This window comes from Citrobacter sp. Cpo030, assembly GCF_030333005.1.
Taxonomy (GTDB): Bacteria; Pseudomonadota; Gammaproteobacteria; order Enterobacterales; family Enterobacteriaceae; genus Citrobacter; species Citrobacter portucalensis.
On record NZ_JAOWGT010000068.1, the window covers coordinates 36,040 to 58,963 of the forward strand.

23 protein-coding genes are annotated in these 22,924 nt (G+C 52.7%); 14 read left to right on the forward strand and 9 right to left on the reverse strand.

Annotation, left to right across the window (positions count from 1 at the left end):
• The 8 genes from OGY37_RS15150 to OGY37_RS15185 form a co-directional block, all read left to right on the forward strand.
• Window positions 1-405: hypothetical protein (locus tag OGY37_RS15150; protein WP_286621145.1), on the forward strand; the 405-nt coding region annotated here is incomplete at its 5' end.
• Between the two features lie 11 nt (window positions 406-416).
• Window positions 417-1,103 (forward strand): phosphonate C-P lyase system protein PhnL, encoded by a 687-nt coding sequence (gene phnL, locus OGY37_RS15155; protein WP_286621147.1) that lies wholly within the window; start codon window positions 417-419, stop codon window positions 1,101-1,103.
• The gene (gene phnM / locus OGY37_RS15160; protein WP_286621149.1) at window positions 1,100-2,236 is read left to right on the forward strand and encodes an alpha-D-ribose 1-methylphosphonate 5-triphosphate diphosphatase; all 1,137 of its coding nucleotides are present in this window, start codon (window positions 1,100-1,102) and stop codon (window positions 2,234-2,236) included. Before phnL ends, phnM begins: the two co-directional genes overlap by 4 nt.
• A 2-nt stretch (window positions 2,237-2,238) precedes the next feature.
• Complete coding sequence (gene phnN / locus OGY37_RS15165) at window positions 2,239-2,793, forward strand: ribose 1,5-bisphosphokinase (RefSeq protein ID WP_149281892.1); 555 nt, start codon at window positions 2,239-2,241, stop codon at window positions 2,791-2,793.
• The gene (gene phnO / locus OGY37_RS15170; protein ID WP_126319498.1) at window positions 2,780-3,214 is read left to right on the forward strand and encodes an aminoalkylphosphonate N-acetyltransferase; all 435 of its coding nucleotides are present in this window, start codon (window positions 2,780-2,782) and stop codon (window positions 3,212-3,214) included. Before phnN ends, phnO begins: the two co-directional genes overlap by 14 nt.
• Window positions 3,215-3,222: 8 nt before the next feature.
• Complete coding sequence (gene phnP, locus OGY37_RS15175) at window positions 3,223-3,981, forward strand: phosphonate metabolism protein PhnP (RefSeq protein WP_191234316.1); 759 nt, start codon at window positions 3,223-3,225, stop codon at window positions 3,979-3,981.
• 78 nt (window positions 3,982-4,059) lie between these two features.
• A complete protein-coding gene (locus OGY37_RS15180; RefSeq protein ID WP_149281894.1) occupies window positions 4,060-4,311 on the forward strand; it encodes a type II toxin-antitoxin system Phd/YefM family antitoxin in 252 nt (83 codons plus the stop codon).
• Window positions 4,308-4,595, forward strand: a complete 288-nt coding sequence (locus tag OGY37_RS15185; protein ID WP_085049650.1) for a type II toxin-antitoxin system RelE family toxin — start codon at window positions 4,308-4,310, stop codon at window positions 4,593-4,595. Before OGY37_RS15180 ends, OGY37_RS15185 begins: the two co-directional genes overlap by 4 nt.
• On the opposite strand, the gene yjdP is transcribed toward OGY37_RS15185, so the two are convergent.
• The gene (gene yjdP, locus OGY37_RS15190; protein WP_275398412.1) at window positions 4,592-4,921 is read right to left on the reverse strand and encodes a DDRRRQL repeat protein YjdP; all 330 of its coding nucleotides are present in this window, start codon (window positions 4,919-4,921) and stop codon (window positions 4,592-4,594) included. The genes OGY37_RS15185 and yjdP overlap by 4 nt on opposite strands.
• A 69-nt stretch (window positions 4,922-4,990) precedes the next feature.
• Window positions 4,991-7,255 carry a hybrid sensor histidine kinase/response regulator gene (locus OGY37_RS15195; protein ID WP_286621153.1) on the reverse strand — a complete coding sequence of 755 codons (2,265 nt, stop codon included), beginning with the start codon at window positions 7,253-7,255 and terminating at the stop codon, window positions 4,991-4,993.
• Window positions 7,256-7,369: 114 nt separating this feature from the next.
• Here OGY37_RS15195 and OGY37_RS15200 point away from each other — a divergent pair, with 114 nt between their 5' ends.
• The 3 genes from OGY37_RS15200 (at window position 7,370) to OGY37_RS15210 (ending at window position 10,911) form a co-directional block, all read left to right on the forward strand.
• Window positions 7,370-8,893 carry a sugar ABC transporter ATP-binding protein gene (locus tag OGY37_RS15200; RefSeq protein WP_149281896.1) on the forward strand — a complete coding sequence of 508 codons (1,524 nt, stop codon included), beginning with the start codon at window positions 7,370-7,372 and terminating at the stop codon, window positions 8,891-8,893.
• The gene (locus OGY37_RS15205) at window positions 8,886-9,881 is read left to right on the forward strand and encodes an ABC transporter permease subunit (RefSeq protein WP_063941242.1); all 996 of its coding nucleotides are present in this window, start codon (window positions 8,886-8,888) and stop codon (window positions 9,879-9,881) included. Before OGY37_RS15200 ends, OGY37_RS15205 begins: the two co-directional genes overlap by 8 nt.
• 88 nt (window positions 9,882-9,969) lie before the next feature.
• Window positions 9,970-10,911 carry an ABC transporter substrate-binding protein gene (locus OGY37_RS15210; RefSeq protein ID WP_003826688.1) on the forward strand — a complete coding sequence of 314 codons (942 nt, stop codon included), beginning with the start codon at window positions 9,970-9,972 and terminating at the stop codon, window positions 10,909-10,911.
• Between the two features lie 71 nt (window positions 10,912-10,982).
• Here OGY37_RS15210 and OGY37_RS15215 read toward each other — a convergent pair whose 3' ends face one another.
• From OGY37_RS15215 to OGY37_RS15240, 6 genes are read right to left on the reverse strand one after another with little or no spacing between them, the layout of a single operon-like run.
• On the reverse strand, window positions 10,983-12,389 hold the full coding sequence (locus OGY37_RS15215; protein WP_286621155.1) for a KPHS_23130 family T6SS system protein: 1,407 nt from the start codon (window positions 12,387-12,389) through the stop codon (window positions 10,983-10,985).
• Window positions 12,386-12,646, reverse strand: a complete 261-nt coding sequence (locus OGY37_RS15220; protein WP_003826683.1) for a PAAR domain-containing protein — start codon at window positions 12,644-12,646, stop codon at window positions 12,386-12,388. Before OGY37_RS15220 ends, OGY37_RS15215 begins: the two co-directional genes overlap by 4 nt.
• Before the next feature lies 1 nt (window position 12,647).
• Window positions 12,648-13,427, reverse strand: coding sequence for a T6SS immunity protein Tli3 family protein (locus OGY37_RS15225; protein ID WP_286621157.1), 780 nt, complete (start codon window positions 13,425-13,427; stop codon window positions 12,648-12,650).
• A 46-nt stretch (window positions 13,428-13,473) separates the two neighbouring features.
• Complete coding sequence (locus OGY37_RS15230; protein WP_286621159.1) at window positions 13,474-14,247, reverse strand: T6SS immunity protein Tli3 family protein; 774 nt, start codon at window positions 14,245-14,247, stop codon at window positions 13,474-13,476.
• Window positions 14,248-14,256: 9 nt separating this feature from the next.
• On the reverse strand, window positions 14,257-16,353 hold the full coding sequence (locus OGY37_RS15235; RefSeq protein ID WP_286621160.1) for a T6SS effector phospholipase Tle3 domain-containing protein: 2,097 nt from the start codon (window positions 16,351-16,353) through the stop codon (window positions 14,257-14,259).
• A complete protein-coding gene (locus tag OGY37_RS15240; protein ID WP_286621161.1) occupies window positions 16,346-18,919 on the reverse strand; it encodes a type VI secretion system Vgr family protein in 2,574 nt (857 codons plus the stop codon). Before OGY37_RS15240 ends, OGY37_RS15235 begins: the two co-directional genes overlap by 8 nt.
• 516 nt (window positions 18,920-19,435) lie before the next feature.
• Here OGY37_RS15240 and OGY37_RS15245 point away from each other — a divergent pair.
• Genes OGY37_RS15245 through OGY37_RS15255 form a run of 3 tightly spaced genes read left to right on the forward strand, consistent with a single transcriptional unit; the run spans window position 19,436 to window position 21,995 of the window.
• Window positions 19,436-20,119, forward strand: a complete 684-nt coding sequence (locus OGY37_RS15245; protein ID WP_126319504.1) for a D-lyxose/D-mannose isomerase — start codon at window positions 19,436-19,438, stop codon at window positions 20,117-20,119.
• Between the two features lie 14 nt (window positions 20,120-20,133).
• Window positions 20,134-20,994, forward strand: coding sequence for a ketose 1,6-bisphosphate aldolase (locus tag OGY37_RS15250; protein WP_003826670.1), 861 nt, complete (start codon window positions 20,134-20,136; stop codon window positions 20,992-20,994).
• Window positions 20,991-21,995, forward strand: coding sequence for a carbohydrate kinase family protein (locus OGY37_RS15255; protein ID WP_122973898.1), 1,005 nt, complete (start codon window positions 20,991-20,993; stop codon window positions 21,993-21,995). Before OGY37_RS15250 ends, OGY37_RS15255 begins: the two co-directional genes overlap by 4 nt.
• A 154-nt stretch (window positions 21,996-22,149) precedes the next feature.
• On the opposite strand, the gene OGY37_RS15260 is transcribed toward OGY37_RS15255, so the two are convergent.
• The gene (locus tag OGY37_RS15260; protein WP_003826666.1) at window positions 22,150-22,881 is read right to left on the reverse strand and encodes a response regulator; all 732 of its coding nucleotides are present in this window, start codon (window positions 22,879-22,881) and stop codon (window positions 22,150-22,152) included.
• Window positions 22,882-22,924: the final 43 nt, after the last annotated feature.

A 22,924-nucleotide genomic window follows, 5' to 3' on the forward strand; every position in this document is an offset into this window, starting at 1 on the left:
CGGCATCGCTTGTGCCGGATGGCGGCTACGCCTTATCCGGCCTACGGAGCGGCATCGCTTGTGCCGGATGGCGGCTATGCCTTATCCGGCCTACGGAACGGCATCGCTTGTGCCGGATGGCGGCTACGCCTTATCCGGCCTACGGAACGGCATCGCTTGTGCCGGATGGCGGCTACGCCTTATCCGGCCTACGGAACGGCATCGCTTGTGCCGGATGGCGGCTATGCCTTATCCGGCCTACGGAGCGGCATCGCTTGTGCCGGATGGCGGCTACGCCTTATCCGGCCTACGGAGCGGCATCGCTTGTGCCGGATGGCGGCTACGCCTTATCCGGCCTACGGAGCGGCATTGGTTGTAGGCCTGATAAGCGAAGCGCATCAGGCAATCGAACGCAAAAATGTCTAAAGAGGCTAAAAATGAACGCGATCCGCGTTGAAAATGTCAGTAAAACCTTTGTCCTGCATCAGCAAAACGGCGTGCGTCTACCGGTGCTGCAAAACGCCACTCTGGACGTTAAAAGCGGCGAATGCGTGGTGCTGCACGGTCGCTCGGGAAGCGGAAAATCCACATTGCTACGTTCGCTGTACGCCAACTACCTGCCGGATGAAGGACGCATCCACATCCGCCACAGCGATGAATGGGTCGATCTGGTGCAGGCCCCGGCGCGCAAAGTACTGGAGGTTCGCCGTTCAACCATCGGCTGGGTGAGCCAGTTCCTGCGCGTGATCCCAAGGATTTCCGCGCTGGATGTGGTGATGCAACCGCTGCTGGATCTGGGGGTCTCCCGTGAGGAGTGTGCAGCCAAAGCAGCTAACCTGCTTACCCGCCTGAACGTGCCGGAGCGGTTGTGGCACCTGGCGCCGTCGACCTTTTCCGGCGGCGAACAGCAGCGCGTCAACATCGCTCGCGGGTTTATCGTCGATTACCCAATTCTGCTACTTGATGAGCCTACCGCCTCGCTGGACGCCAAAAATAGCGCCGCCGTCGTCGCATTAATTGAAGAGGCGAAAGCCCGCGGCGCAGCAATTGTCGGCATTTTTCACGATCAAACCGTGCGCGACCGCGTCGCGGATCGTCTGCATCTGATGGGAACAACAGCATGATTATCAATAATGTAAAGCTGGTGCTGGAAGATGAAGTGGTGCAAGGATCGCTGGAAATCGAGGGCGGGGTCATTCGCACCTTTGCAGAAAGTCCGAGCAGCCTACCTGAGGCGCTGGACGGCGAAGGCGGCTGGCTGCTACCAGGGCTTATCGAGCTGCATACCGATAATCTCGACAAATTTTTCACCCCGCGCCCAAAGGTAGACTGGCCTGCCCACTCGGCGATGAGCAGCCACGACGCGCTAATGGTCGCCAGCGGCATTACCACCGTACTGGACGCGGTGGCAATTGGCGATGTGCGCGACGGCGGCGACCGTCTGGAAAATCTGGAGAAGATGATCAATGCGGTCGAAGAGACGCAAAAGCGCGGGGTCAATCGCGCCGAGCATCGCCTGCACCTGCGCTGTGAGCTGCCGCATCACACTACCCTGCCGCTGTTTGAAAAACTAGTCAGCCGCGAGCCGGTAACGCTGGTGTCGCTGATGGATCACTCGCCAGGCCAGCGTCAGTTCGCCAATCGCGAGAAGTACCGCGAGTATTATCAAGGTAAGTATTCGCTCACCGACGAGCAGATGGCCCGCTATGAAGAAGAACAGTTAGCGCTGGCGGCGCGTTGGTCACAGCCTAATCGCACGGCGATTGCCCAGATGTGTCGTGAGCGCCAGATTGCGCTGGCGAGCCATGATGATGCCACCCATGATCATGTGCTGGAATCGCACCAGCTAGGCAGCGTGATCGCCGAATTTCCCACCACCTTCGAAGCGGCTGAAGCCTCGCGCCAGCATGGTATGAACGTGCTGATGGGCGCGCCCAACATCGTGCGCGGCGGTTCTCACTCCGGCAACGTAGCGGCGCATAAGCTGGCTGAGCTGGGGCTTTTGGATATTCTCTCCTCCGACTACTATCCCGCCAGCCTGCTCGATGCGGCGTTTCGCGTAGCGGACGACGACACCAACCGTTTTACGCTGCCACAGGCCATTCGTCTGGTGACCCGCAATCCGGCACGGGCATTAAATCTCGACGATCGTGGCGTTGTTGCCGAAGGCAAACGCGCTGATCTGGTGCTGGCACACCGCAAAGGCGGCAACATCCATATCGACCACGTCTGGCGTCAGGGCAAAAGGGTATTCTGACTATGGGTAAACTGATCTGGCTGATGGGGCCATCCGGCTCCGGTAAGGACAGTCTGCTGGCCGAACTCCGCCAGCAGGAACCGGCGCAACTGCTGGTAGCGCACCGTTACATCACCCGCGCCGCCAACGCCGGGAATGAAAATCATATTGCGCTCAGTGAACCAGAGTTTTTTACCCGCGCCGGGCAAAACCTGCTGGCGCTGAGCTGGCACGCCAACGGCTTCTACTACGGCGTTGGCGTGGAGATTGACCTCTGGCTACACGCCGGTTTTGATGTGGTGGTCAACGGCTCGCGCGCACATCTGCCCCAGGCGCAGGCCCGTTACGGCGCTTCTTTACTTCCCATTTGCTTACAGGTTTCCCCGGCGATTCTACGCCAGCGCCTGCAGGCGCGTGGACGGGAGAGCGAAACGGAAATCGCCGCCCGCCTTGAACGCGCAGCCCGCTACGCCCCGTATGACTGCCACGTCCTGAACAACGATGGAAGTTTGCTACAGTCTGTCGATACACTACTCACACTGATGGGACGCAAGGAGAAGAAACATGTCTGTCTGTGAATTACGCCGCGCCACGCTATACGATACCGATGCGGTTTACGCGCTTGTCTGTGAGTTGAAGCAGGGCCAATTCGATCTGCAGGCCTTTAGCGCTGGCTACGCCGCAAATCTGCAAGATCCCAATATGCACTACCAGCTGGCGCTGCTCGACGGACAGGTCGTCGGCTTGATCGGCCTGCACCTGCAGTTTCATCTGCACCACGCCAACTGGATTGGCGAGATTCAGGAACTGGTGGTGATGCCACAGGCACGAGGGTTAAGGGTCGGCAGTCAGTTACTGGCCTGGGCCGAAGCCACCGCGCGCGAAGCGGGCGCAGAAGTCACCGAACTTTCCACCAGCACCCAACGCCTTGACGCACACCGTTTTTACCAGCGTGAAGGCTATACCATGAGCCATTTTCGCTTCACCAAACCGTTGTAGGGGGAGCCATGAGTCTGACCATTACGCTGACGGGAACGGGCGGCGCACAGCTAGTGCCGACATTTGGCTGCGACTGCGCGGCCTGCCAACGAGCACGCTTACAGGCACAATACCGTCGACGCCCATGTAGCGGGGTGGTCAAGTTCAATAATGCGGTGACGCTGCTGGACGCGGGGATCCCGCATCTGATGGACGACTGGCCGGCGGGCAGCTTCCAGCAGTTTCTGCTGACCCATTATCATATGGATCATGTACAGGGATTGTTTCCGCTACGTTGGGGCGTGGGGACGACCATCCCGGTGTACGGTCCGCCGGATGAACAGGGTTGCGACGATCTGTTTAAGCATCCGGGCATCCTCGATTTTAGCCATACCGTGGCACCGTTTGTGGTGTTTAATCTGCAAGGATTGCAGGTAACGCCGCTACCGCTCAACCATTCAAAGCTGACGTTTGGTTATCTGCTGGAGACCGCACATAGCCGCGTGGCGTGGCTCTCCGATACCGCCGGGCTTCCCGACAAGACGTTGAAGTTTCTCCATAATAACCAGCCTCAGGTGATTATCATCGACTGCAGCCATGCCCCGCGCGCCGAGCCACCGCGCAATCATTGTGATTTAAACACCGTTATCGCCTTGAACGAGGTTATCCGCTGTCCACGGGTGATCCTGACGCATATCAGCCATCAGTTCGACCTGTGGATGATGGAAAATCCACTTCCCGCAGGGTTTGAGGCAGGATATGACGGAATGGAGATTGTGCTGGATTAATTTCCCGGACAATAAGACTTGTTAACAGGTCTCTTAAATCCTATACTAAGACCAGTTAAATGGTCTTTAGGAGCGATTATGCCGCATATCATTTTAAGCGATACCACCGCCAGTGTGAGTGAGCTGAAAAAGAACCCGATGGCAACTGTTAACGCAGGGGATGGGTTTCCGGTCGCAATCCTGAACCGTAACCAACCCGCCTTTTATTGTGTGCCAGCAGAGCTTTACGAAAAAATGCTCGATGCACTGGATGACCAACAGCTGGTTAAATTAGTCCATGAACGAAGCCAACAACCCCTGGTGGATGTGGATCTGGACAGCTACTTATGAGTTATACGGTAAAGTTCAGGGAAGATGCGCTGAAAGAATGGCAAAAACTTGATAAAGCCATTCAGCAGCAATTTGCCAAAAAACTAAAGAAATGCTGTGAAAATCCACATGTCCCTTCAGCAAAGCTCAGGGGAATAAAAGATTGCTACAAAATCAAACTACGAACATCAGGGTTTCGTCTTGTTTATCAAGTCATTGACGACACCCTGGTCATCGCGGTCGTTGCCGTCGGTAAACGCGAGCGTAGTGAAGTCTATAACCTTGCCAGCGAAAGATTACGCTAACGATCGTAATCTTCTTCCATTCTGCGTTCTTCGTCTTCTAACTGACGCCGTTCTTGATCGAGCTGACGCTGACGGTCATCCAGTTGGCGACGTCGATCTTCAAACTGGCGGCGGCGATTGTCATACTGCCTGCGCCGATCGTCGCTCATCTGGCGCTGCCAGCTTTCATCACGGGAGTCATCATAATCCCGCCCGTTGTCCGGTTTGTATGCGTCGTTAATCGCCTGCTGAATATTACCAATGGCGTCATCGATAATATCCGCCTGCGCTGACATGGTGGTCAGTGACAGCAAGCTAAAAAGAAGAAATGTCGCGGAGCGTTGCATAAAACCAGCCTCATCAAGAAACTCGCCCCACGGTAATCAAAGCGTATTTGCGCGGGTAGCGGACGAATCTCAATTACGCGAATGCCACAGCGCCTGCGCCAGTTCTCCCCGGGTAAAAGGCTTACGCAATAGCGCCACATCCGGCAGCGCCGGGTTATGCGCCGGACGTAAATCCTGACCGCTTATCAGCAGGATGGACAACTGCGGATAATGTGCCAGCGCATGATTCACCACATCCACGCCGCTCAACCCTCCTGGTAGCATTAAGTCACTGATTAAAATATCAATCTCGGATGAAGCCGCCAGCATATGCATCGCCTGTTCGCCGTTGGCGGCCTCTAACGTCAGGTAGCCCAGCAGGTGTAACTGCTCGCACAACGTCTGGCGTACATCGGCTTCATCTTCAAGCACCAACACCAGTTTTTCACCGCTGTTCGCCGCATGTACCGCCACCGGTTCTGCCTGAGCCTGCACCGGCACAACGGCGCGAGGCAGTTGTAGCCTGACCGTCGTTCCCTGCCCGGGAGCGCTTTCAATCTCTACCCGACCACCGGACTGGCGTACAAAACCGTAAACCATCGACAGCCCCAGTCCGCTGCCGCTACCGGTCTGTTTGGTGGTGAAAAACGGTTCGAAGACCTGGGCTTTCACCTCCTGTGACATCCCGCTCCCCTGGTCGGCGACCTCCAGCATCACCATATCCTGCTTGCGCCCATCGCTGCGCGTAACCCGCTGATTCCAGGTACGGATTTTAATCGTGCCCGCCTGCCCGTCCATGGCGTCACGGGCGTTCATCACCAGATTGATAATGGCGTTTTCCAGTTGGCTGACGTCAATCCACGCGGGCCAGGCGGGAGACTGGGCTTCAATCTCCAGCGTCAACGTGGTCGGAAGAGAGTGGCGCATCAGTTCGCCCAGGTTTTCCAGCAGCGTTTTCAGTTCCACCGCATGGGGATGCAACGACTGTTTGCGCGAAAAGGCCAGCAGGCGTTGGGTAAGTAGCGCCCCGCGCTCGGCGGCTTTTAGCGCCCGATTGACCCGTGGCGCGTCGGGTGACTCCGGATTCACCAGATCCAGACTGCCAATAATCACCGCCAGCAGGTTATTGAAATCATGTGCTAATCCACCCGTCAGTTGCCCCACCGCCTTCAGCTTTTGGCTGTGCAACAGCGCTTCTTCCAGCCCCTGACGCTCGGTGCGGTCGATTTCCATCTGGCTGGTTTTTTCTTTTAGCAGTCGGGTGGTGTGCTCCAGCGACGCCGTATTCCGGGCAAAGACGCTAAAGGCGCGGGCCAGCTCGCCCAGCTCATCGCGCCGCTGCAGGGCCGGGACGCTGACGTCTGATTCACCGTGCGCCAGCCGGGTCATCGCCCGCGAAATGGCCGTCAGGTTGGAGCCGAGATTGCGGTAGATATACCACCCGGCAAAACCGGTGATCACCACCGCCAGCAGCGCAAACACTAAAATAAACAACGCGCCGGATTGCAGTTCCTGATGGCTTTGCGCCACCCGCTGCTCTGAGATCAGCGCCACCTGCGAGGCATACTGATTGATATCGCTGTTGAGGATCGCCACCAGCGCTTTGATATGAAACATATACCAGTTGATGGCCAAATCGCTCTGCTCCAGCGCGGAAGAGAGCGGCTCCAGCTTATGCAGCTCCTGGTTGAAGTCGTTGAGGATACCGCTAATCAGCGGACTAGCATGGCGCAAGGGAAGCGCAGGCATCACCGCATCCAGTTGTTTCACCACCGAACGCGGCGTGGGCGTGTCGATGGCAGCAACAATTAAGCGATCCATCTGCCCCAGCAGCACATCATCCTGCGCGCCGATGAGCTTTTGCAGATGACGTAAATAGCTTTGATTTTGATACAGAGAACTGAGCAACGCGTTACGCTCCAGATGCCGCCGCTGTCCGCGCTGCAACATCCCTTCTACGCTGCTTTGTAGTTCATTACTGCGCTGGATAATACGCTCGACCAGCACCGGCTCCTGCTGCGCCAGCGGCGCGGTAGCCAGTTGTTCCAGCGATCGCTTCAACGCCCGTTGCGTCTCCTGCAGCCGCTCCGCTTCCCCTTTGTATTCCAGCGCCCCGACCACCTGCGACAGCCGCACTGCCGCCGTCGCCACGTTCGCCGTATCGCGCGCCAGGTTCATGCTGCCGGTCATGTCGTCAACGGTTTGCTGCTGCACCTGCTCCTGAATCTGGCTTGCGTGCTGAAAACCCAGCACCGCCACGCCGCTCACCATCAGCGTGACCGCCACCACCAGCAGATTGAAGAACAGCAATCGTCCGCGCGCACTGGCGAAAAAGTGACGTCCCGGTTGCGGCATATCACGCTCCGTGAAGAAAAATCGCAATATGACAAATATGAACGGCTTCTGACATTTTGCATTTACATTCCTGTGATGGACTGCTGATATCGGCCACCCCACAGGAGATCCGCCATGAGCAGGACACCGGTTCTGGAGATGCGCAACATTGCTAAAGCGTTTGGCAAATTTTACGCGCTGAAAGGGGTCGATTTAACGGTCTGGCCGGGCGAGATTCATGCCCTGATGGGCGAGAATGGCGCGGGGAAGAGTACCCTGATGAAGATCCTCGCAGGGGCCTATACCGCCACCAGCGGTGAGATCCTGATTGACGGTCAGCCGTTCCACATTCGCGGGCCAAAAGACGCGCTTAGCGCAGGCATCACGCTGATTTATCAAGAGATGCAGCTCGCGCCAAACCTGACAGTGGCAGAAAATATCTTTCTTGGCAGCGAGCTGTCGCGCGGCGGTCTGGTCCAGCGTAAAGAGATGGTGATGCAGTCACAGAAAGTCATCGACCGACTCGGTGCCCAGTTTAAGGCCAGCGACCGTGTGATGACGTTGACCATCGCCGAACAGCAGCAGGTGGAAATTGCCCGTGCCCTGCACCGTAAAAGCCGCATTCTGGTAATGGATGAACCCACCGCCGCCCTCTCCTCACGTGAAACCCACCGCCTGTTTGAACTGATCATGCGCCTGCGCGATGAGGGGATGGCGATTATCTACATCAGCCACCGCATGGCGGAAGTGTACGAACTCTCGGACCGCGTCAGCGTCCTGCGCGACGGGCAATATGTTGGCAGTCTGACCCGCGACAAGCTCAACGCCTCGGAGCTGGTGCGCATGATGGTGGGCCGTCCGTTGAGCGATCTGTTCAACAAAGAGCGCGACATTCCCTTAGGTAAAGCGCGCCTCAACGTTCATCACCTGACTGATGGCAACAAAGTGCAGCCGTGCAGTTTGCTGGTACGCTCCGGGGAGATCGTCGGCCTGGCCGGGTTAGTCGGTGCCGGGCGTTCTGAGCTGGCTCAGTTGATTTTTGGCGTGCGTAAAGCCATCGGCGGCATGATTGAAGTAGACGGTGAACCGGTAGTGATCCACTCCCCGCGCGAGGCGATTGACCACGGCATTGGCTTTCTGACGGAAAACCGCAAAGAGCAGGGATTATTTTTAGAGCTGGCAGCGGCAGAAAACATCACCATGGCAACGCTGGAGCGTGACGCCAACTGGGGCATGCTCGATCGCAAAAAGGCGCAGGCTATTTCCGATGACGCCATCAAGCTGCTCAACATCCGCGTGCCGCACGCACAGGTACGCGCGGGCGGGCTGTCTGGCGGAAATCAGCAAAAACTGCTGATTTCACGCTGGGTCGCGATCGGCCCACGTATTTTGATCCTCGATGAACCCACGCGCGGCGTGGATGTTGGCGCCAAAAGCGAGATCTACCGGATCATGAACGATATGGCGCGCAAAGGCGTAGCGATCCTGATGATCTCCAGCGAACTGCCGGAAGTCGTCGGCATGAGCGATCGCGTGTACGTCATGCGGGAAGGAAGCATTGCCGGCGAGCTGAACGGACAAAGTATTACCCAGGAAAATATTATGACGCTGGCTACCGGCGTGAACGACTCCCACCATCAGGCGGTGCCCCATGAATAATCCAACCCCTCCCCAGCAGGTGGCGAAATCCGCCTCCGCGAAAAGAATGCTGATGAGCGATCTGATGCAAACAGTCGGCATCTTACCGATTCTCATCCTGATTGTGGCGGTATTTGGCTTTATCGCGCCCAACTTTTTTACCGAAAGCAACCTGCTGAATATAACCCGTCAGGCGTCGATCAACATCGTGCTGGCGGCTGGCATGACCTTCATTATTTTGACCGGCGGAATCGACCTCTCGGTTGGCTCGATTCTCGGCACCACCGCCGTCGCAGCCATGGTCGTTTCTCTTATTCCTGAGCTTGCCATGCTGTCAATTCCGGCGGCGCTTATGCTCGGCCTGGTGCTGGGATTATTTAACGGCGCGCTGGTCGCTTTTGCCGGACTACCGCCGTTTATCGTCACGCTTGGAACCTATACGGCGCTGCGCGGCGTGGCCTATCTGCTGGCCGACGGTACAACGGTGATTAACTCCAATATCAGCTTTGAGTGGATCGGTAACAACTATCTCGGCCCGGTTCCGTGGCTGGTGGTCATTGCGCTGGCGGTGGTGGTGGTGTGCTGGTTCATTCTGCGCCGCACCACGCTCGGCGTTCATATCTACGCGGTCGGCGGCAATATGCAGGCCGCACGTTTAACCGGGATCAAAGTGTGGCTGGTGCTGCTGTTCGTCTACGGCATGAGCGGTTTGCTCTCAGGTCTTGGCGGGGTGATGAGCGCCTCGCGGCTGTATAGCGCCAACGGCAACTTAGGTATGGGTTACGAGCTGGACGCCATCGCGGCGGTGATCCTCGGCGGCACCAGCTTTGTTGGCGGGATCGGCACCATCACCGGCACGCTGGTGGGGGCGTTGATAATCGCCACGCTCAATAACGGCATGACGCTAATGGGCGTCTCCTATTTCTGGCAACTGGTGATCAAAGGGGCGGTGATCATCATAGCGGTGCTAATCGACAAATACCGTACCCGACACCATCAAAGTGCATAGACAAGCTTACTGGCCTGCTCATTCGTAGGCCTGATAAGCGCAGCGCCATCAGGCGTATAACAACAATACCCTACGTGAGGAAACGAGTATGCGTTTGAAGCCATTAGTGACCGCGCTCTGTGCTGGCGCCCTGCTTGCTGCAGCTCCGTTTGTGCAGGCAAAAGAACTGAAATCGATTGGCGTTACGGTGGGCGATCTGGCCAACCCGTTCTTCGTGCAGATCACCAAAGGTGCGGAGCTGGAAGCACGCAAGCTGGCAGGTGATAGCGTTAAAGTAACGCTGGTTTCCAGCGGTTACGATTTGGGGCAACAGGTGTCGCAGATCGACAACTTTATTGCCGCCAAAGTCGACATGATTATCCTTAACGCCGCCGACTCCAAGGGCATCGGCCCGGCGGTAAAACGCGCGAAAGACGCCGGGATCGTGGTGGTTGCCGTTGACGTGGCAGCGGAAGGCGCAGACGCGACCATTACCTCCGATAACACCCAGGCAGGTGAAATGGCCTGTAAATACATTACCGACCGCCTGAAAGGCAAAGGCAACGTCGTCATCATCAACGGGCCACCGGTTTCCGCCGTCCAGAACCGCGTGGAAGGCTGCCAGACTGAGTTTAAACGCCACCCTGACATCAAGGTGCTGTCGCATAACCAAAACGCCAAAGGCAGTCGCGAAGGCGGGCTGGAGATCATGACCGCGCTGCTGGCGGCGAATCCGAAGATCGACGGTGTATTCGCCATTAACGATCCGACAGCGATCGGTGCCGATCTGGCGGCAAAACAGGCGCAGCGTAGCGAATTCTTTATTGTCGGCGTAGATGGATCCCCAGACGGTGAAGAAGCGCTGAAGCGCGAAAACTCACTATTTGTGGCGACTCCGGCACAAGATCCGCAGGTGATGGCTGCCAAAGCGGTCGAAATCGGCTATGACATATTGCAGGGGAAACCCGCCCCGAAAGAACCCGTGCTGATCCCGGTGACGATGATCGATAAAAACAACGTCGGCAGTTATAAGGGTTGGACGGTGAAATAAATCCTGAACCGACTAAGGCTCCTGCCACAAAGAGAGTCAAAGAAGCAAGAGCGCCCGTCAGGGCGCTTACCTCATAAAAACTGAGAGTAATAAATATCCATTTCCTCTTCTATATTATGACTCAGTATAAAAGAAAAAATCATAACCGCCGTGTAAATAACCAGAATACCAATAACCAAAGGTGCAAACGTATACCAGGGGTGACTTTGGAACAGTTCTAGTGGTACGAGACTTACAAATCCCATACACCATAAAATAATTGCGCACAATTTTATGACTCTCCAATAATCATGGAAATCCAGCTTATCAAGTGCAGGCCAGCATCCTGGATATTTAGCAGCTATTATACCGGATTGAATAGTATCTGCGGATGTACTGGCGAATAACTGATGGCCTTGACCATATTTTGCAGCATCCGCAGCCAACGCTAATACAACCCAGCGCTGAACCTCTGTGCTTTGCCCAGTGACGGCCTCCAGTTCATATCGACTATCGGCCAAAATGCTCGTTTTTGCGTTTTCTATCCCACTAAACAATACGAATTTTGACTGCTTATCCAGTGAGTTGAACCATAGTTTTTTAATTTTACTGACATCAACTTGCTGTGCAGAAAGATATGTACTTACGATTTCATCAAGATAGTAAGGGGTACTGTCCATCATGCGTAATAAATATAAAGGTGTGTCTTTATCTTTAAGCAGTTGTGTATTGGTAAAAATAAAGGCATTAGCACTTTCAAAAAAATCAGCATTATTTTCATCATGCAATTCAACGGTAATAACCAGGTTATTTTCAGAAATATTTAAATCAACCCACTCATTTATTAAAAAATAATCAGGACATTTGTGAAGAATATTAATTTTTCCGACCTTATCGTTGGGGATGCTCAGACTTGCCAGCACCGCCTTGAAACTATTGCCGATAGTGTCATCCGCTCCCTTAACGTATAGCCAGGTAGTAAAAGGCCGATAATCCCTGACAAGAGAACATTTGAGGGGCTCTATCAACTGCCTTAGTACTTTATCAACTCTGGCGTCATCCATTGAGTCAACTTCAATATCAATTCGTAACGGCGTTGCAGAACCTTCTGGCGCTTCACCCTCTAATTTCTGAATTTTTAATGCCAGTTCAGGCACCGGGAGAATGGATGAATAGTCTAAAAGAGGCAATGCCCGTATTGCCCAGTTTTTCCACTGGTTCATACCATACTTCTCAAGATAACCCGCATAGTAACATGGAAAAGATATAACACCGTAAGTGATTACCACCACACACCAGATTGCTAATACTATTAGCGACGGGATACCTATTGCATTCCATATCAGATCATCAGGAACTTTCTTGTCCTGCAACCAGCTGAATATATTGTACGTTATAAAAAACAGAAAGATAGCACAGCTAATGATCAGCATAATATTAAGCGGGAATTTTTCTGGTTCTTCATAGGGATTCTTGTTTGGTATCTTCCATTTCCTCATTTGCTTGTCCCCGCCGTTGGCAGTGTGGTTTTAATTGCACAACCACATGCGGCCCTACAGCCATCCACAACGACGCCTTTGCCGTCCATTGTCCAGGTTGGCTCAAAATCAAGTATTGGGAAGGTACCTTTGTGCAGAATACAAACCACAGTATCCCCCTGTAAAGCGACAGGAATTCCCATAAACTTGCTACCAGAAGCTTTATTGACATATCCGCCATTTTCCAGCGGATCGTTTAGCCTGATTACACCTTTCATATTATTTCCCTGTATCCATATCGCAGTGCATCCGGGTCCAGCCCTTATAGCCACCCACCTCCGGTTCTTTGTCCGGCAGGTTTTGATAGTTGGCCTTATAACCTTCCGTTAAATGGGCTAAAGATGCTTTCATAAACACCACCGTTCCCCACGCAGCACCTGGAAACTCAGGACTGGTATGGCCGTTCACATACTCGCCACCGGATTTATGCTTGCCTGGCCTGTAGAGATAATAGGTGTCATCAAAGTATTGATAATCTATACCCGGACCACCCGGCGCCAGACGCGAGTCGTCAAAAGGATATGAACTCATATACAAATGCCCCTGTGCAGTGGTAATAAATGCCTGATTATTAACTACCACCACTCTTTTTATTTCTTTTCCTTCAGGTCTGTCACGCATAACACCATCTGAGTTTCTCTCCAGCGCCGGGAAAGGGGCCATATATGTTGCTACCTGCCACGTTTGTCCATAATCTTTTGATATCAGATAAGCAGTCGGCTCCCAGTTTGGGATAAGTATATATTTATCAGAAGGGTGAATATAGTTTCCCGAGAAAAGTCTGAAGGAGGCAAATCTTCCATCAATTAACTCTTTGTGAATATTTTTTTTACCATCGTGATACCAAAGTGCTCCCTCACAATAATAGCCTTTTAACTCCAGATAACGATTATCGTCATAACGATAAATAACCTGCGAGGGTGTTTTTTTTGTACAGGCAGTGATAGCGCATAGTGAAACTGCGCCGATTAATACTCTTACCATAATTCCTGGTTTCATAATTCATCCTTAAACGTTAAGCGGTTTTGGCATATCCCATTGCAGATTATTTCCCTGCATCCATATCGCAGTACATCCGGGTCCAGCCCTTATAGCCCACCACCTCCGGTTCTTTGTCCGGCAGATTTTGATAATTCGCTTTTTCTGACTCAACAAGATTATCCAGTCCTTGTTTCATAAAAATAACCATACCCCACGCATATCCTGGAGATTCAGGTCTGATGTGGGCATTCACATACTCGCCACCGGATTTATGCTTGCCTGGCCTGTAGAGATAATAGGTGTCATCAAAGTATTGATAATCTATACCCGGACCACCCGGCGCCAGACGCGGGTCGTCAAAAGGATATGAACTCATATACAAATGGTCCTGCGCTGTGGAAATAAACGCCTGGTTATTGACCACCACCACTCTTTTTATTTCTTTTCCTTCAGGATAGTCGCGCATAATACCATCTGAGTTTCTCTCCAGCGCTGGGAAAGGGGCCATATATGTTGCGACCTGCCATGTTTGTCCGTAATCTTTAGATATTTTATATGCCCCTGGCTCCCACTCAGGCACAAGTATGTACTGTTCTGAGGGATGGATAAACTCACCCGAGAAAACCCTATAGATTGGATTGCCATAAATTGATTTGTGGATCTTTCTTTTTATGTCATGGTAAACAACATATCCTTCACAATCATAACCGATCAACTCCAGGTAGCGATTATCATCAAACCGGTAAATTACCTGTGAGGGTGTTTTTTTTGTACAGGCAGTGATAGCGCATAGTAAAACTGCGCCGATTAATACTCTTACCATAATTCCTGGTTTCATAATTTATCCTTAAACGTTAAGCGGTTTTGGCATATCCCATTGCAGATTGGGAGTCTCGGTATTGTATATTTCATTGTGTCTGGCAGGTTTAACCGTTGTTGAATGACAATATTCGTTAACCACGCCAAACTCGCCTGTCGGTAAAATATCATCCGGTCTATTCATGTAATCTTTTGTGTCAGCTTTATTCAATATCCCCGTTGTATAATAATCCACAGTTTTTGGCAGACCATTACGCTTCATACGCCAGTCTCCGCGCAGGAGTAGCTCGGTCCAGAATTCTCCGCAGCGGTGATCGAATGCCCCGCATATCCCCACCGCCAGATCGAAGGCCATCGCTTTTACGGGGGCATCTTTCGACATAACAATAGAAGAGTGCTGGCTGTAACCAACCTGCTCTGATTGCAGCCATTCTTTTTGCAGCTCATCCGGCGTTTTTTCATAAATCAACTGAACGGTCTTATTGTATCCCCCGCCCAGAACAACGCCTTTGGTATAAGGCTTACCATATTTTTTGGAGAACATCGTAAGTTCAGTGGGCGTTAATTCATGGCCCGGCTGTAAAGAATCAAAACCTGCCCCGCTCAGCGTTCTGATGTCGGTTTCAGTGCGCGCAATAACCGTGGCTTTTGCAGAAAATGAGATGTCCTGATCGGGTGAACCCGGCGCTATCGAATATTTATACTGACTTCCCGCACCCTGTAACTGGTGTCTGAAGGTGACGGGGAGCTGCTCACCATTCACAACAACATCCGCAAATGTATATTGTCTGGTCGCCAGCGTATCCTGATCAAAACAACCCTTTTTTAACGCCGGCATTTCAAAAGGCACGCTCAGTGGGCTGCCGCCTATTTCCGGACCATTTTCGCAGAAAACCCGCTGGCGCAGATTGTCTATGCCGCTGGCAATGTCGTGGGGGACTCCCCGCCAGCCCAACCCCTGGACGTTAAGTAATGAAACCACACTGTCATTGGGGCAAAAATAGTTATATACCTTGCCAAAGTTATTACGCGTATAGAGTTTATTCTTGCGCCATTGAGAATTGGTTTTACTCAGGCACAGCGCGCCTTCTAATTCATCGATCTCAGCCTGCGTGTGATATTCCCCCTTGCCATATCTGGCGTTGGTCGCCATCAACTGGCAGAAATTGCGGAACGTCTGCTGTCGGGCGCGATCCGTTTGATGATGTCCGGGCGTCATACCTTCAGCAGCCGTTTTTTCCAGTGCGTAGGGAGAGTGATTCAGGATCACACAATCGGCAGGATCGGCACCTGCTGCTTTGACCAGCATATTGGCCAGCATGGTAATTATCGTTCCCTGGGAGTGCGCAATGATATTAATTGGGTCGTTTTCAGTAGGTTTATTTTTTCGAATCATCAGGATTAAATCAGCCAGCCGCTGCGCGGCAAAAAACTGATAAATACGGTGCGGGTTATCATAAATAGGGTGCGTAAAATCCCCAGCATTCAGATGAAATGAAGCAAATCCTGCCGTAGCGTTCGCAGGGCCGCCGGAACCAGGGCCTAACATATCCGGAATAGTAGTTGTCGCATTGGCAAAGGTACCCCCGCCTTTCGCATACACATCATCCAGCACGTTGCCAAAATTATCATTCTGATATTTCAAGGTGGTTTGGGGAATATGCCCCAGCTTTTCCAGCTTTGTGTTGTCATCTTCCTGATAGGCGTTGTAAGGCAGTTTTGCGGCGTCTCCTGATTTTGCCCGTTCTTCGCGATAACGCCGCTGGTCTTCTATATACGTCGCATGATCGACAGGTTTATATCCCCAATAAAATGGAATGACCGGGCTGCGTCCGGGCATTTTCACCTGCTGCTGCTCGCCATCGCCCATATCCATTTTGTACTGATGCCATTCATGCGGATACATATCCGTGCGGCCCAGACGTTCATTCAGGCCGGCAATGATCCCCTGCTCCTGATTCTGATAGGCCTCGCCAACATCGTTGACACCGTGCACAAGGATCACAATACAGGGCATGGGATACTTAACGGGCACGTCGCAGACAGCCATTTTTCCGCCCGTTGATTTAGGCACGCCCTGTACACCGGTCGCCACCACCCGCGGATTAAAGGGACTGTTACTCATTTGGCAAAATCTCCATTTTCATTTCGTCCATTTCAGTCATATCCAATAACGGCGTCATTCCTTCATCGTCTGTGGCGCCTTCAATGGTTTCACCTGATGCCTTAGTCAGTCTGAATTTTGTATTTTTCAGAACATCGTCTGGGTTGCCAGAGCCATGTAATTTAATGCGGCGATGAAACTGTTCTTCCTGAAAGACAGGGGTTTTATCTTTTGCCGACTCCGGTCCGCTCCAGTCAAGAGTGGTGCCTTTCAACTGCACTTTTGCGGGAGAGAATATTTTTACTGAGCCGTCTTCATTTATTCTGATACCGCCACCACCGCACAAAAGCTGGATATTCTTCCTGGCGCTGATGGTCACGTTGCCGTTCATACTCTGAATATGAAAATGCTTATCAGAAAGCAGGCCCATTTCCCCGCGCTGCGCCTGGACGGAAATATCATCTTTTGCGGCGATGATTTTGATTCCGATAGCTCTGCTGAAAAGTGACAGGCCCTGTCCAACGGCCATTGAGAGTTTTTTAAAGACGTTAAAGCTGCCGTTGCTGGCGGCGTTTAGCGACAAATCTTTGTCTGCTGATAATGCCATCGTTTGTGGTGTCAGCAGGGCCATACCGTGATCGGCGTAGGCCACCAGTCCCGAACGGGTAAGCTGTTCAAGCGCAGCGTTAAGCTGCTGCTGCGGCCCCAATTCGACATTTAACGCCTGTGCCGTCAGCGCGCTCTGCTGAAGTGACGTTGCCAGCGTAAGCGCGTCCTGAAGCTGCTGAACCACTGCGCTCATATCAAGCTGCTTGCCCTGGGCTTTTGGCTGCGCCTCGGTCGTGAGTAATATCCCCTTTGCCGCCCTCAGGACCGCGCGGTCATCGGTGCGCAGTTCTGCGCCTTCGCCGCGCGGTTTACCACCAGCATCAACCAGATGGCCCATATTCAACTGCGTTTTGCCGTACTCGGTACTCAGTTTGACGTGTTCCTGCCCGCGCCGATCCTCCATCCGCAGCTTATTAAAACCCGCAGTGCGGATGACATTGCGGGTATTATTGCGGCTGGTGACGGGGTCAGGCTTTGGAGCATGATGCAGGGCGTGCGCAATAAAAGGTCTTTCCGGATCGCCGCCTTCAAACGCAATGGCGACCTCTGTGCCCTGGATTAACGGAAAGTGATGACCATAAGTATCACCGGCATAAACCCGCGCCAGACGAACGGGCATGCTTTCATAACCTTGCCTGTGCTGGTCGAGGTCAAAATCAAACTTCACCCAATATCGACCCTGCACATCGATATGAGCATATTTGTCATTGTCTATTGATGATGAAACGATCGCGGGAACAGTACCCGCAATACGTGGCCGGGGTAGCGGCTGAGGTCGAAAACAAACGTTCTGGCTGTAGGGAATACCGATAAGCCGGGACTGGAGCGCTGCATCGCGCCTCCCCGTCACCCGCATTGCCGTTACCACAAATCCAGAGGCGAAAGCATGTGGAATGGTACCGTCGATTTCCAGCACCATCCCCGGCACGATCGACGGACTGGTGGTCACACCGTTTAAAATGGACTGATTATTAAGAATAATTTCGTGATGCAGTTTGGCATAGAACCAGCTGGATTCACCTGGCTGCACCTCGGCAAATTGCGATCCCGGCTGATGATGGATATCCGCATAGCGATACTCTGTGCCATATGTCGTAGCCCTTTCCGCAGACACATCGGCGTCAGCATTTAGCATCAGCGAGTTTGCCAGCCTGTAATCAAAGTTCTTCGCCCTAACGTCTGCCGAGACAACGTTGTGCTTTGATACCAGCTTATCGATCGAATAATCATTTGATGTCAGCCCTGCGTGGGATGAGTGCATAATCTTTTGATCAAAAATGTACTGGCATTGTGAATCACTGAAGATAACCACCATAATGTGCGAAACAGCATGATGATTTGCGATCCTGAACCAGATCCCAACTTCTGACAGGATGCGGCTGATAAACGCTAAATCCGACTCCTCCCACTGGACGATCATTTCCCGGTTGGGATAGATACAAACAAGATTATCAAAGTCGATTTCATAATCGGCAAAAGCATGTTCTTTGAGGATCTGCGTGACCAGTTTCGGCACATTTATGTTCAGGTAAATAGCCGAACGCTTGCGTCGTGAGAGTAATGCCAGCTTATGCTCCAGCCTGATTTCGTACAGTGATTCATCCGCTGATGTACTAATAAGCGAAAATGACGTAATCACGCCTTCAATTTGCCGTTCATATAGCCACTTCTCAGAACCTTGAATATATTTATTCCAGTTATGATTAGGTACTCTGATTTTCAGCGAGCCTTCAATGTTAAGAAGTGAGTCAGGAGGGATGTTTTTTTGTTTTGATGTAAATGTGATTTTATAACTGTATGGTTTACTTAAATTTTCATGACCTTCAATTGTTTCAACATCCAGCAACCCTAACTTACCCTCGTCCCTAACAGAGAATAAATACTTATTAATACTCTCCTCTGAAACTATACCTTCCAGATTATAGAAACTCGACCCTTTTTTCATTATCGCATCCCTTACCAAAAGAAAGTAATACATAAGAAATAAAGTCCAGTCAGCATATCAACAATAATAAAAAAAGGGTTATTTTTTTACTGGAAACAAATCTGGAAAGTGAAATAATTATTATTAGTTAAACGTGTAATATAATCCTTACATATAAATAAACGATTAACTGGCGCGAATTTAGATTCAATGACATCATTTTCTAACAAAACGGTTTATATAGCCCAGCATTCGTTTTTTCATCGTAAGGCAACAATCCAATAATCACATCCAAATGGTTCCAAAAACTGAGGCGCGACTAAAAAAACAAGTATTAAGGCAATGATTTTTAATAACATTTATGAAAACAGCCTTTTTATTTATTATTTTATTGAATAAATCACATCCTTCCATAAAAAAACACAATAAAATATAACTATTCCCTATTCTGCTGTGAGGGGAGAGGTAACTGGATTATGCCCATGTGTTCACCAGGAAGATTTTGGTTTTCTCCCTCTCCCTTTGAGAGAGGGCCGCATAAAGGTCATCTTATCAGCCACAGGAGAATCAATGAAACGCTCCGCAATAAACGAGATCCTTGGCCACACGCGCCAGTTTTTCTCTCAGCACGACGTGCACCTCCCCCCTTTTGCCAGTTTCCCGCCGACCCAATGGCGCAAGCTTGATGCCGCTGCCTGGAGCGAAGTTTTCGACCTCAAACTCGGTTGGGATGTCACTGCGTTTGGCGGAAACAATTTCGCCGCGCAAGGCTTAACGCTGTTCACCCTGCGTAATGGCTCGCCAAAAGGCATGCCTTACGAGAAATGCTACGCCGAGAAAATCATGCATGTTCGCGATGCGCAGGTCACGCCGATGCATTTTCACTGGCGCAAGCGCGAAGACATTATCAATCGCGGCGGCGGCAATTTAATAGTGGAACTGTGGAATGCGGGGATCCGGGAGCAAACGGAGCAGACCGACGTAAGCGTGGTGATTGACGGCTGTCGGCAAACCCATGCGGCAGGCAGTCAGTTGCGCCTGACGCCGGGTGAAAGCATCTGCCTGCCACCGGGCCTGTATCACAGCTTCTGGGCGGAAAAAGGTTTTGGCGACGTGCTGGTCGGCGAGGTTTCTTCTGTTAATGACGACGACCACGATAACCACTTTTTGCAACCGATCGCCCGCTATAACGACATTGAAGAAGACGAACCTGCGCAGCTGGTGCTGTGTAACGAATATCGCCTGTTCCGCTAACCAAGGAGCGCATTATGCCGTTGATATCTCTCGCTGATGGCCTTGCCCATGCCCGTGAGCATCGCTATGCCTTAGGGGCGTTTAACGTTCTGGATTCACACTTCCTGCGTGCGCTGTTTGCCGCGGCAAAGCAAGAACGTTCGCCGTTTATCATCAACATCGCCGAGGTGCACTTTAAATATATCTCGCTGGATTCTCTGGTCGAAGCGGTCAAATTCGAAGCCGCACGGCATGACATTCCGGTGGTGTTGAACCTTGACCACGGCCTGCACTTTGAGTCGGTGGTTCGGGCACTACGCTTAGGGTTCAGTTCAGTAATGTTCGATGGCTCCACGCTGGAGTATGAAGAAAATATCCGCCAGACCCGAGAAGTGGTAAAGATGTGCCACGCCGTCGGCGTATCGGTGGAAGCCGAACTGGGCGCGGTGGGTGGTGATGAGGGCGGCGCGCTGTACGGCCATGCCGACGAGTCGCTGTTTACCGACCCGATGATGGCGCGTGATTTCGTCGACAGAACCGGGATTGACGCACTGGCGGTCGCCATTGGCAATGCCCACGGCAAATATAAAGGCGAACCGCTGCTCGACTTCCCGCGTCTGGACGCCATTCGCCAGCAGGCGGCAATCCCGCTGGTACTGCATGGCGGCTCCGGTATCAGCGACGACGATTTCAAGCGCGCGATTGAACTCGGCATTCACAAAATCAACTTCTATACCGGCATGTCGCAGGCGGCGCTGTCAGCGGTAGAAACACGGATGGCGAATCGCCAGCCGCTGTACGACGAATTCGCCGAACTGCTGCTCGGCATTGAAGAGGCCATTACCGATACCGTTTCGGAACAGATGCGCATTTTTGGCAGCGCGGGACGGGTCTGATGGAACGCAAAGGCGTTATCGCCGCAGGCAACATGCTGGTCGATCACGTGCATCAAATTGTGCAGTGGCCGGAACGTGGCTGGCTGGCGGAAATCACCCGTAGCGAACGCGCCACGGGCGGTGCGCCGCTTAATGTGCTGCTGACGCTGGCAAAAATGCACACTGGGCTGCCGTTGCAGGCGGTGGGGTTAATCGGTCAGGACAGCGACGGCGACTACATCATGGCGATGCTGGAGCAGTATCACGTTAATCGCCAACACGTGCAGCGCACCACATTCGCCCCCACGTCGATGTCGCAGGTGATGACCGATCCCAGCGGTCAGCGCACCTTTTTCCACTCACCGGGAGCCAATCGGCTACTCGATCTGCCCGCGTTTGAGCAACTGGATACCTCGATGAAAATCTTCCATCTGGGTTATCTGCTGCTGCTCGACAGTCTGGACATGCCGGATGAGGAGTACGGGACGCGTAGCGCACGGCTGCTGGCACAAATGCGCGACAACGGCTTTGAAACGTCGCTGGATCTGGTCTCACGCAAGGGCGACCCGCGCTACCAACCACTGGTAATGCCAGCCCTGCGCCATCTCGACTATCTGGTGATTAACGAGCTGGAAGCCGGGGAGTTCAGCGGGCTGGAGATCCGCCAGCCCAACGGCGAACTGCATATTGCGCACATCGCCACCGCCGCACACGAATTATTGAATGCAGGCGTGCGCCAGCGGGTGGTGATCCACTGTCCGGAAGGTGCCTGGGGTGAAGCGCCGGATGTGCCGGGCGTCTGGATCCCGTCGCAGTACCTGGCGCAGGAGGAGATCGTTGGCAGCGTCGGGGCGGGAGATGCGTTTTGCGCTGGATTTTTGTATGGCTGTCATGAGCGCTGGTCGCTGACGGACAGCGTCAGGTTGGCACACGCCTGTGCGCGGGCAAGCTTGCTGTGCGCGAATGCGATAGACGGTGCGAAGACGCTGGCAGAGTTGAAAGCAGAAATGGCTGACGCCTGATGCGCTGCGCTTATCAGGCCTACGTTCGCATCGTCCGGAAATATGCCTGATGCGCTGCGCTTATCAGGCCTACGACCGTATCAGGCCTACGGGGTCGTTATCGCTTTTGTAGGCCGGATAAGGCGTTTACGCCGCATCCGGCAACTGCACACAATCACGCCGCCTTATCGTGATGTTGCACGTCGGCGGCAAACACATAACCCAGCCCGCGCAGGGTTTTGATCAACATTGGCTGGTGCGGGTTGTTCTCTATTTTTCGCCGCAGCCGCATGATTAACACGTCAATCGTGCGGTCAAACACCTCAACGCTGTCGCTGCGCGTCAGCTCCAGCAGTTGTTCCCGACTCAGCACCCGGCGGGCATTTTGGGCCAGCGCCAACAGCAGGCTGTATTCCCCCTGCGTCAACTCCACCTTCAACTGCTGGGGATTATGCAGCTGGCAACCGGCGGTATCGAGATGCCAGCCATTGAAAGAAAGCCCCGTGGTTTGCGGGCCGCCGCTTTCTGCCGTTAACACGCCAACGCGTCTGAGCACCGCCTTTACCCGAGCTACCAGCACCCGCGCATTGAACGGCTTACCGATATAGTCGTCAGCCCCCATTTCCAGTCCGACAACCACATCCGACTCGCTGCCAAGCCCAGTCAGCATCACCACCGGTAATCCGGGCCTCAACTTCTGCACCTGTTGTAGCACCATCAGGCCGTTAATATCGGGCAACATCATATCCAGTAATACCAGAGCGATATCCGGCTGAGTCTCAATGCAGCGCAGCGCCTCCTGCCCGGTGTGACAGGCAGTCACCGTAAAGACGTGTTCGCTCAGCACATCCTGTAAAAGCGTGCAGACAGCGATGTCATCATCCACAACCAGTATGGCTGGCTTCATTGTTTTTCCCCATTTCTGGCCAACTTAAATGAGTGTGATTGAT

Bases quoted from the DNA above. Each gene is read 5' to 3' on its own strand.
- OGY37_RS15240 (WP_286621161.1), bottom strand. From the start codon at position 18,919: ATGTATTACTTTCTTTTGGTAAGGGATGCGATAATGAAAAAAGGGTCG.
- phnP (WP_191234316.1), top strand. From the start codon at position 3,223: ATGAGTCTGACCATTACGCTGACGGGAACGGGCGGCGCACAGCTAGTG.
- OGY37_RS15195 (WP_286621153.1), bottom strand. From the start codon at position 7,255: ATGCCGCAACCGGGACGTCACTTTTTCGCCAGTGCGCGCGGACGATTG.
- phnO (WP_126319498.1), top strand. From the start codon at position 2,780: ATGTCTGTCTGTGAATTACGCCGCGCCACGCTATACGATACCGATGCG.
- phnN (WP_149281892.1), top strand. From the start codon at position 2,239: ATGGGTAAACTGATCTGGCTGATGGGGCCATCCGGCTCCGGTAAGGAC.
- OGY37_RS15215 (WP_286621155.1), bottom strand. From the start codon at position 12,389: ATGAGGAAATGGAAGATACCAAACAAGAATCCCTATGAAGAACCAGAA.
- OGY37_RS15250 (WP_003826670.1), top strand. From the start codon at position 20,134: ATGCCGTTGATATCTCTCGCTGATGGCCTTGCCCATGCCCGTGAGCAT.
- OGY37_RS15260 (WP_003826666.1), bottom strand. From the start codon at position 22,881: ATGAAGCCAGCCATACTGGTTGTGGATGATGACATCGCTGTCTGCACG.
- OGY37_RS15235 (WP_286621160.1), bottom strand. From the start codon at position 16,353: ATGAGTAACAGTCCCTTTAATCCGCGGGTGGTGGCGACCGGTGTACAG.
- OGY37_RS15245 (WP_126319504.1), top strand. From the start codon at position 19,436: ATGAAACGCTCCGCAATAAACGAGATCCTTGGCCACACGCGCCAGTTT.
- phnM (WP_286621149.1), top strand. From the start codon at position 1,100: ATGATTATCAATAATGTAAAGCTGGTGCTGGAAGATGAAGTGGTGCAA.
- yjdP (WP_275398412.1), bottom strand. From the start codon at position 4,921: ATGCAACGCTCCGCGACATTTCTTCTTTTTAGCTTGCTGTCACTGACC.
- OGY37_RS15205 (WP_063941242.1), top strand. From the start codon at position 8,886: ATGAATAATCCAACCCCTCCCCAGCAGGTGGCGAAATCCGCCTCCGCG.
- phnL (WP_286621147.1), top strand. From the start codon at position 417: ATGAACGCGATCCGCGTTGAAAATGTCAGTAAAACCTTTGTCCTGCAT.
- OGY37_RS15200 (WP_149281896.1), top strand. From the start codon at position 7,370: ATGAGCAGGACACCGGTTCTGGAGATGCGCAACATTGCTAAAGCGTTT.
- OGY37_RS15230 (WP_286621159.1), bottom strand. From the start codon at position 14,247: ATGAAACCAGGAATTATGGTAAGAGTATTAATCGGCGCAGTTTTACTA.
- OGY37_RS15180 (WP_149281894.1), top strand. From the start codon at position 4,060: ATGCCGCATATCATTTTAAGCGATACCACCGCCAGTGTGAGTGAGCTG.
- OGY37_RS15185 (WP_085049650.1), top strand. From the start codon at position 4,308: ATGAGTTATACGGTAAAGTTCAGGGAAGATGCGCTGAAAGAATGGCAA.
- OGY37_RS15220 (WP_003826683.1), bottom strand. From the start codon at position 12,646: ATGAAAGGTGTAATCAGGCTAAACGATCCGCTGGAAAATGGCGGATAT.
- OGY37_RS15210 (WP_003826688.1), top strand. From the start codon at position 9,970: ATGCGTTTGAAGCCATTAGTGACCGCGCTCTGTGCTGGCGCCCTGCTT.
- OGY37_RS15225 (WP_286621157.1), bottom strand. From the start codon at position 13,427: ATGAAACCAGGAATTATGGTAAGAGTATTAATCGGCGCAGTTTCACTA.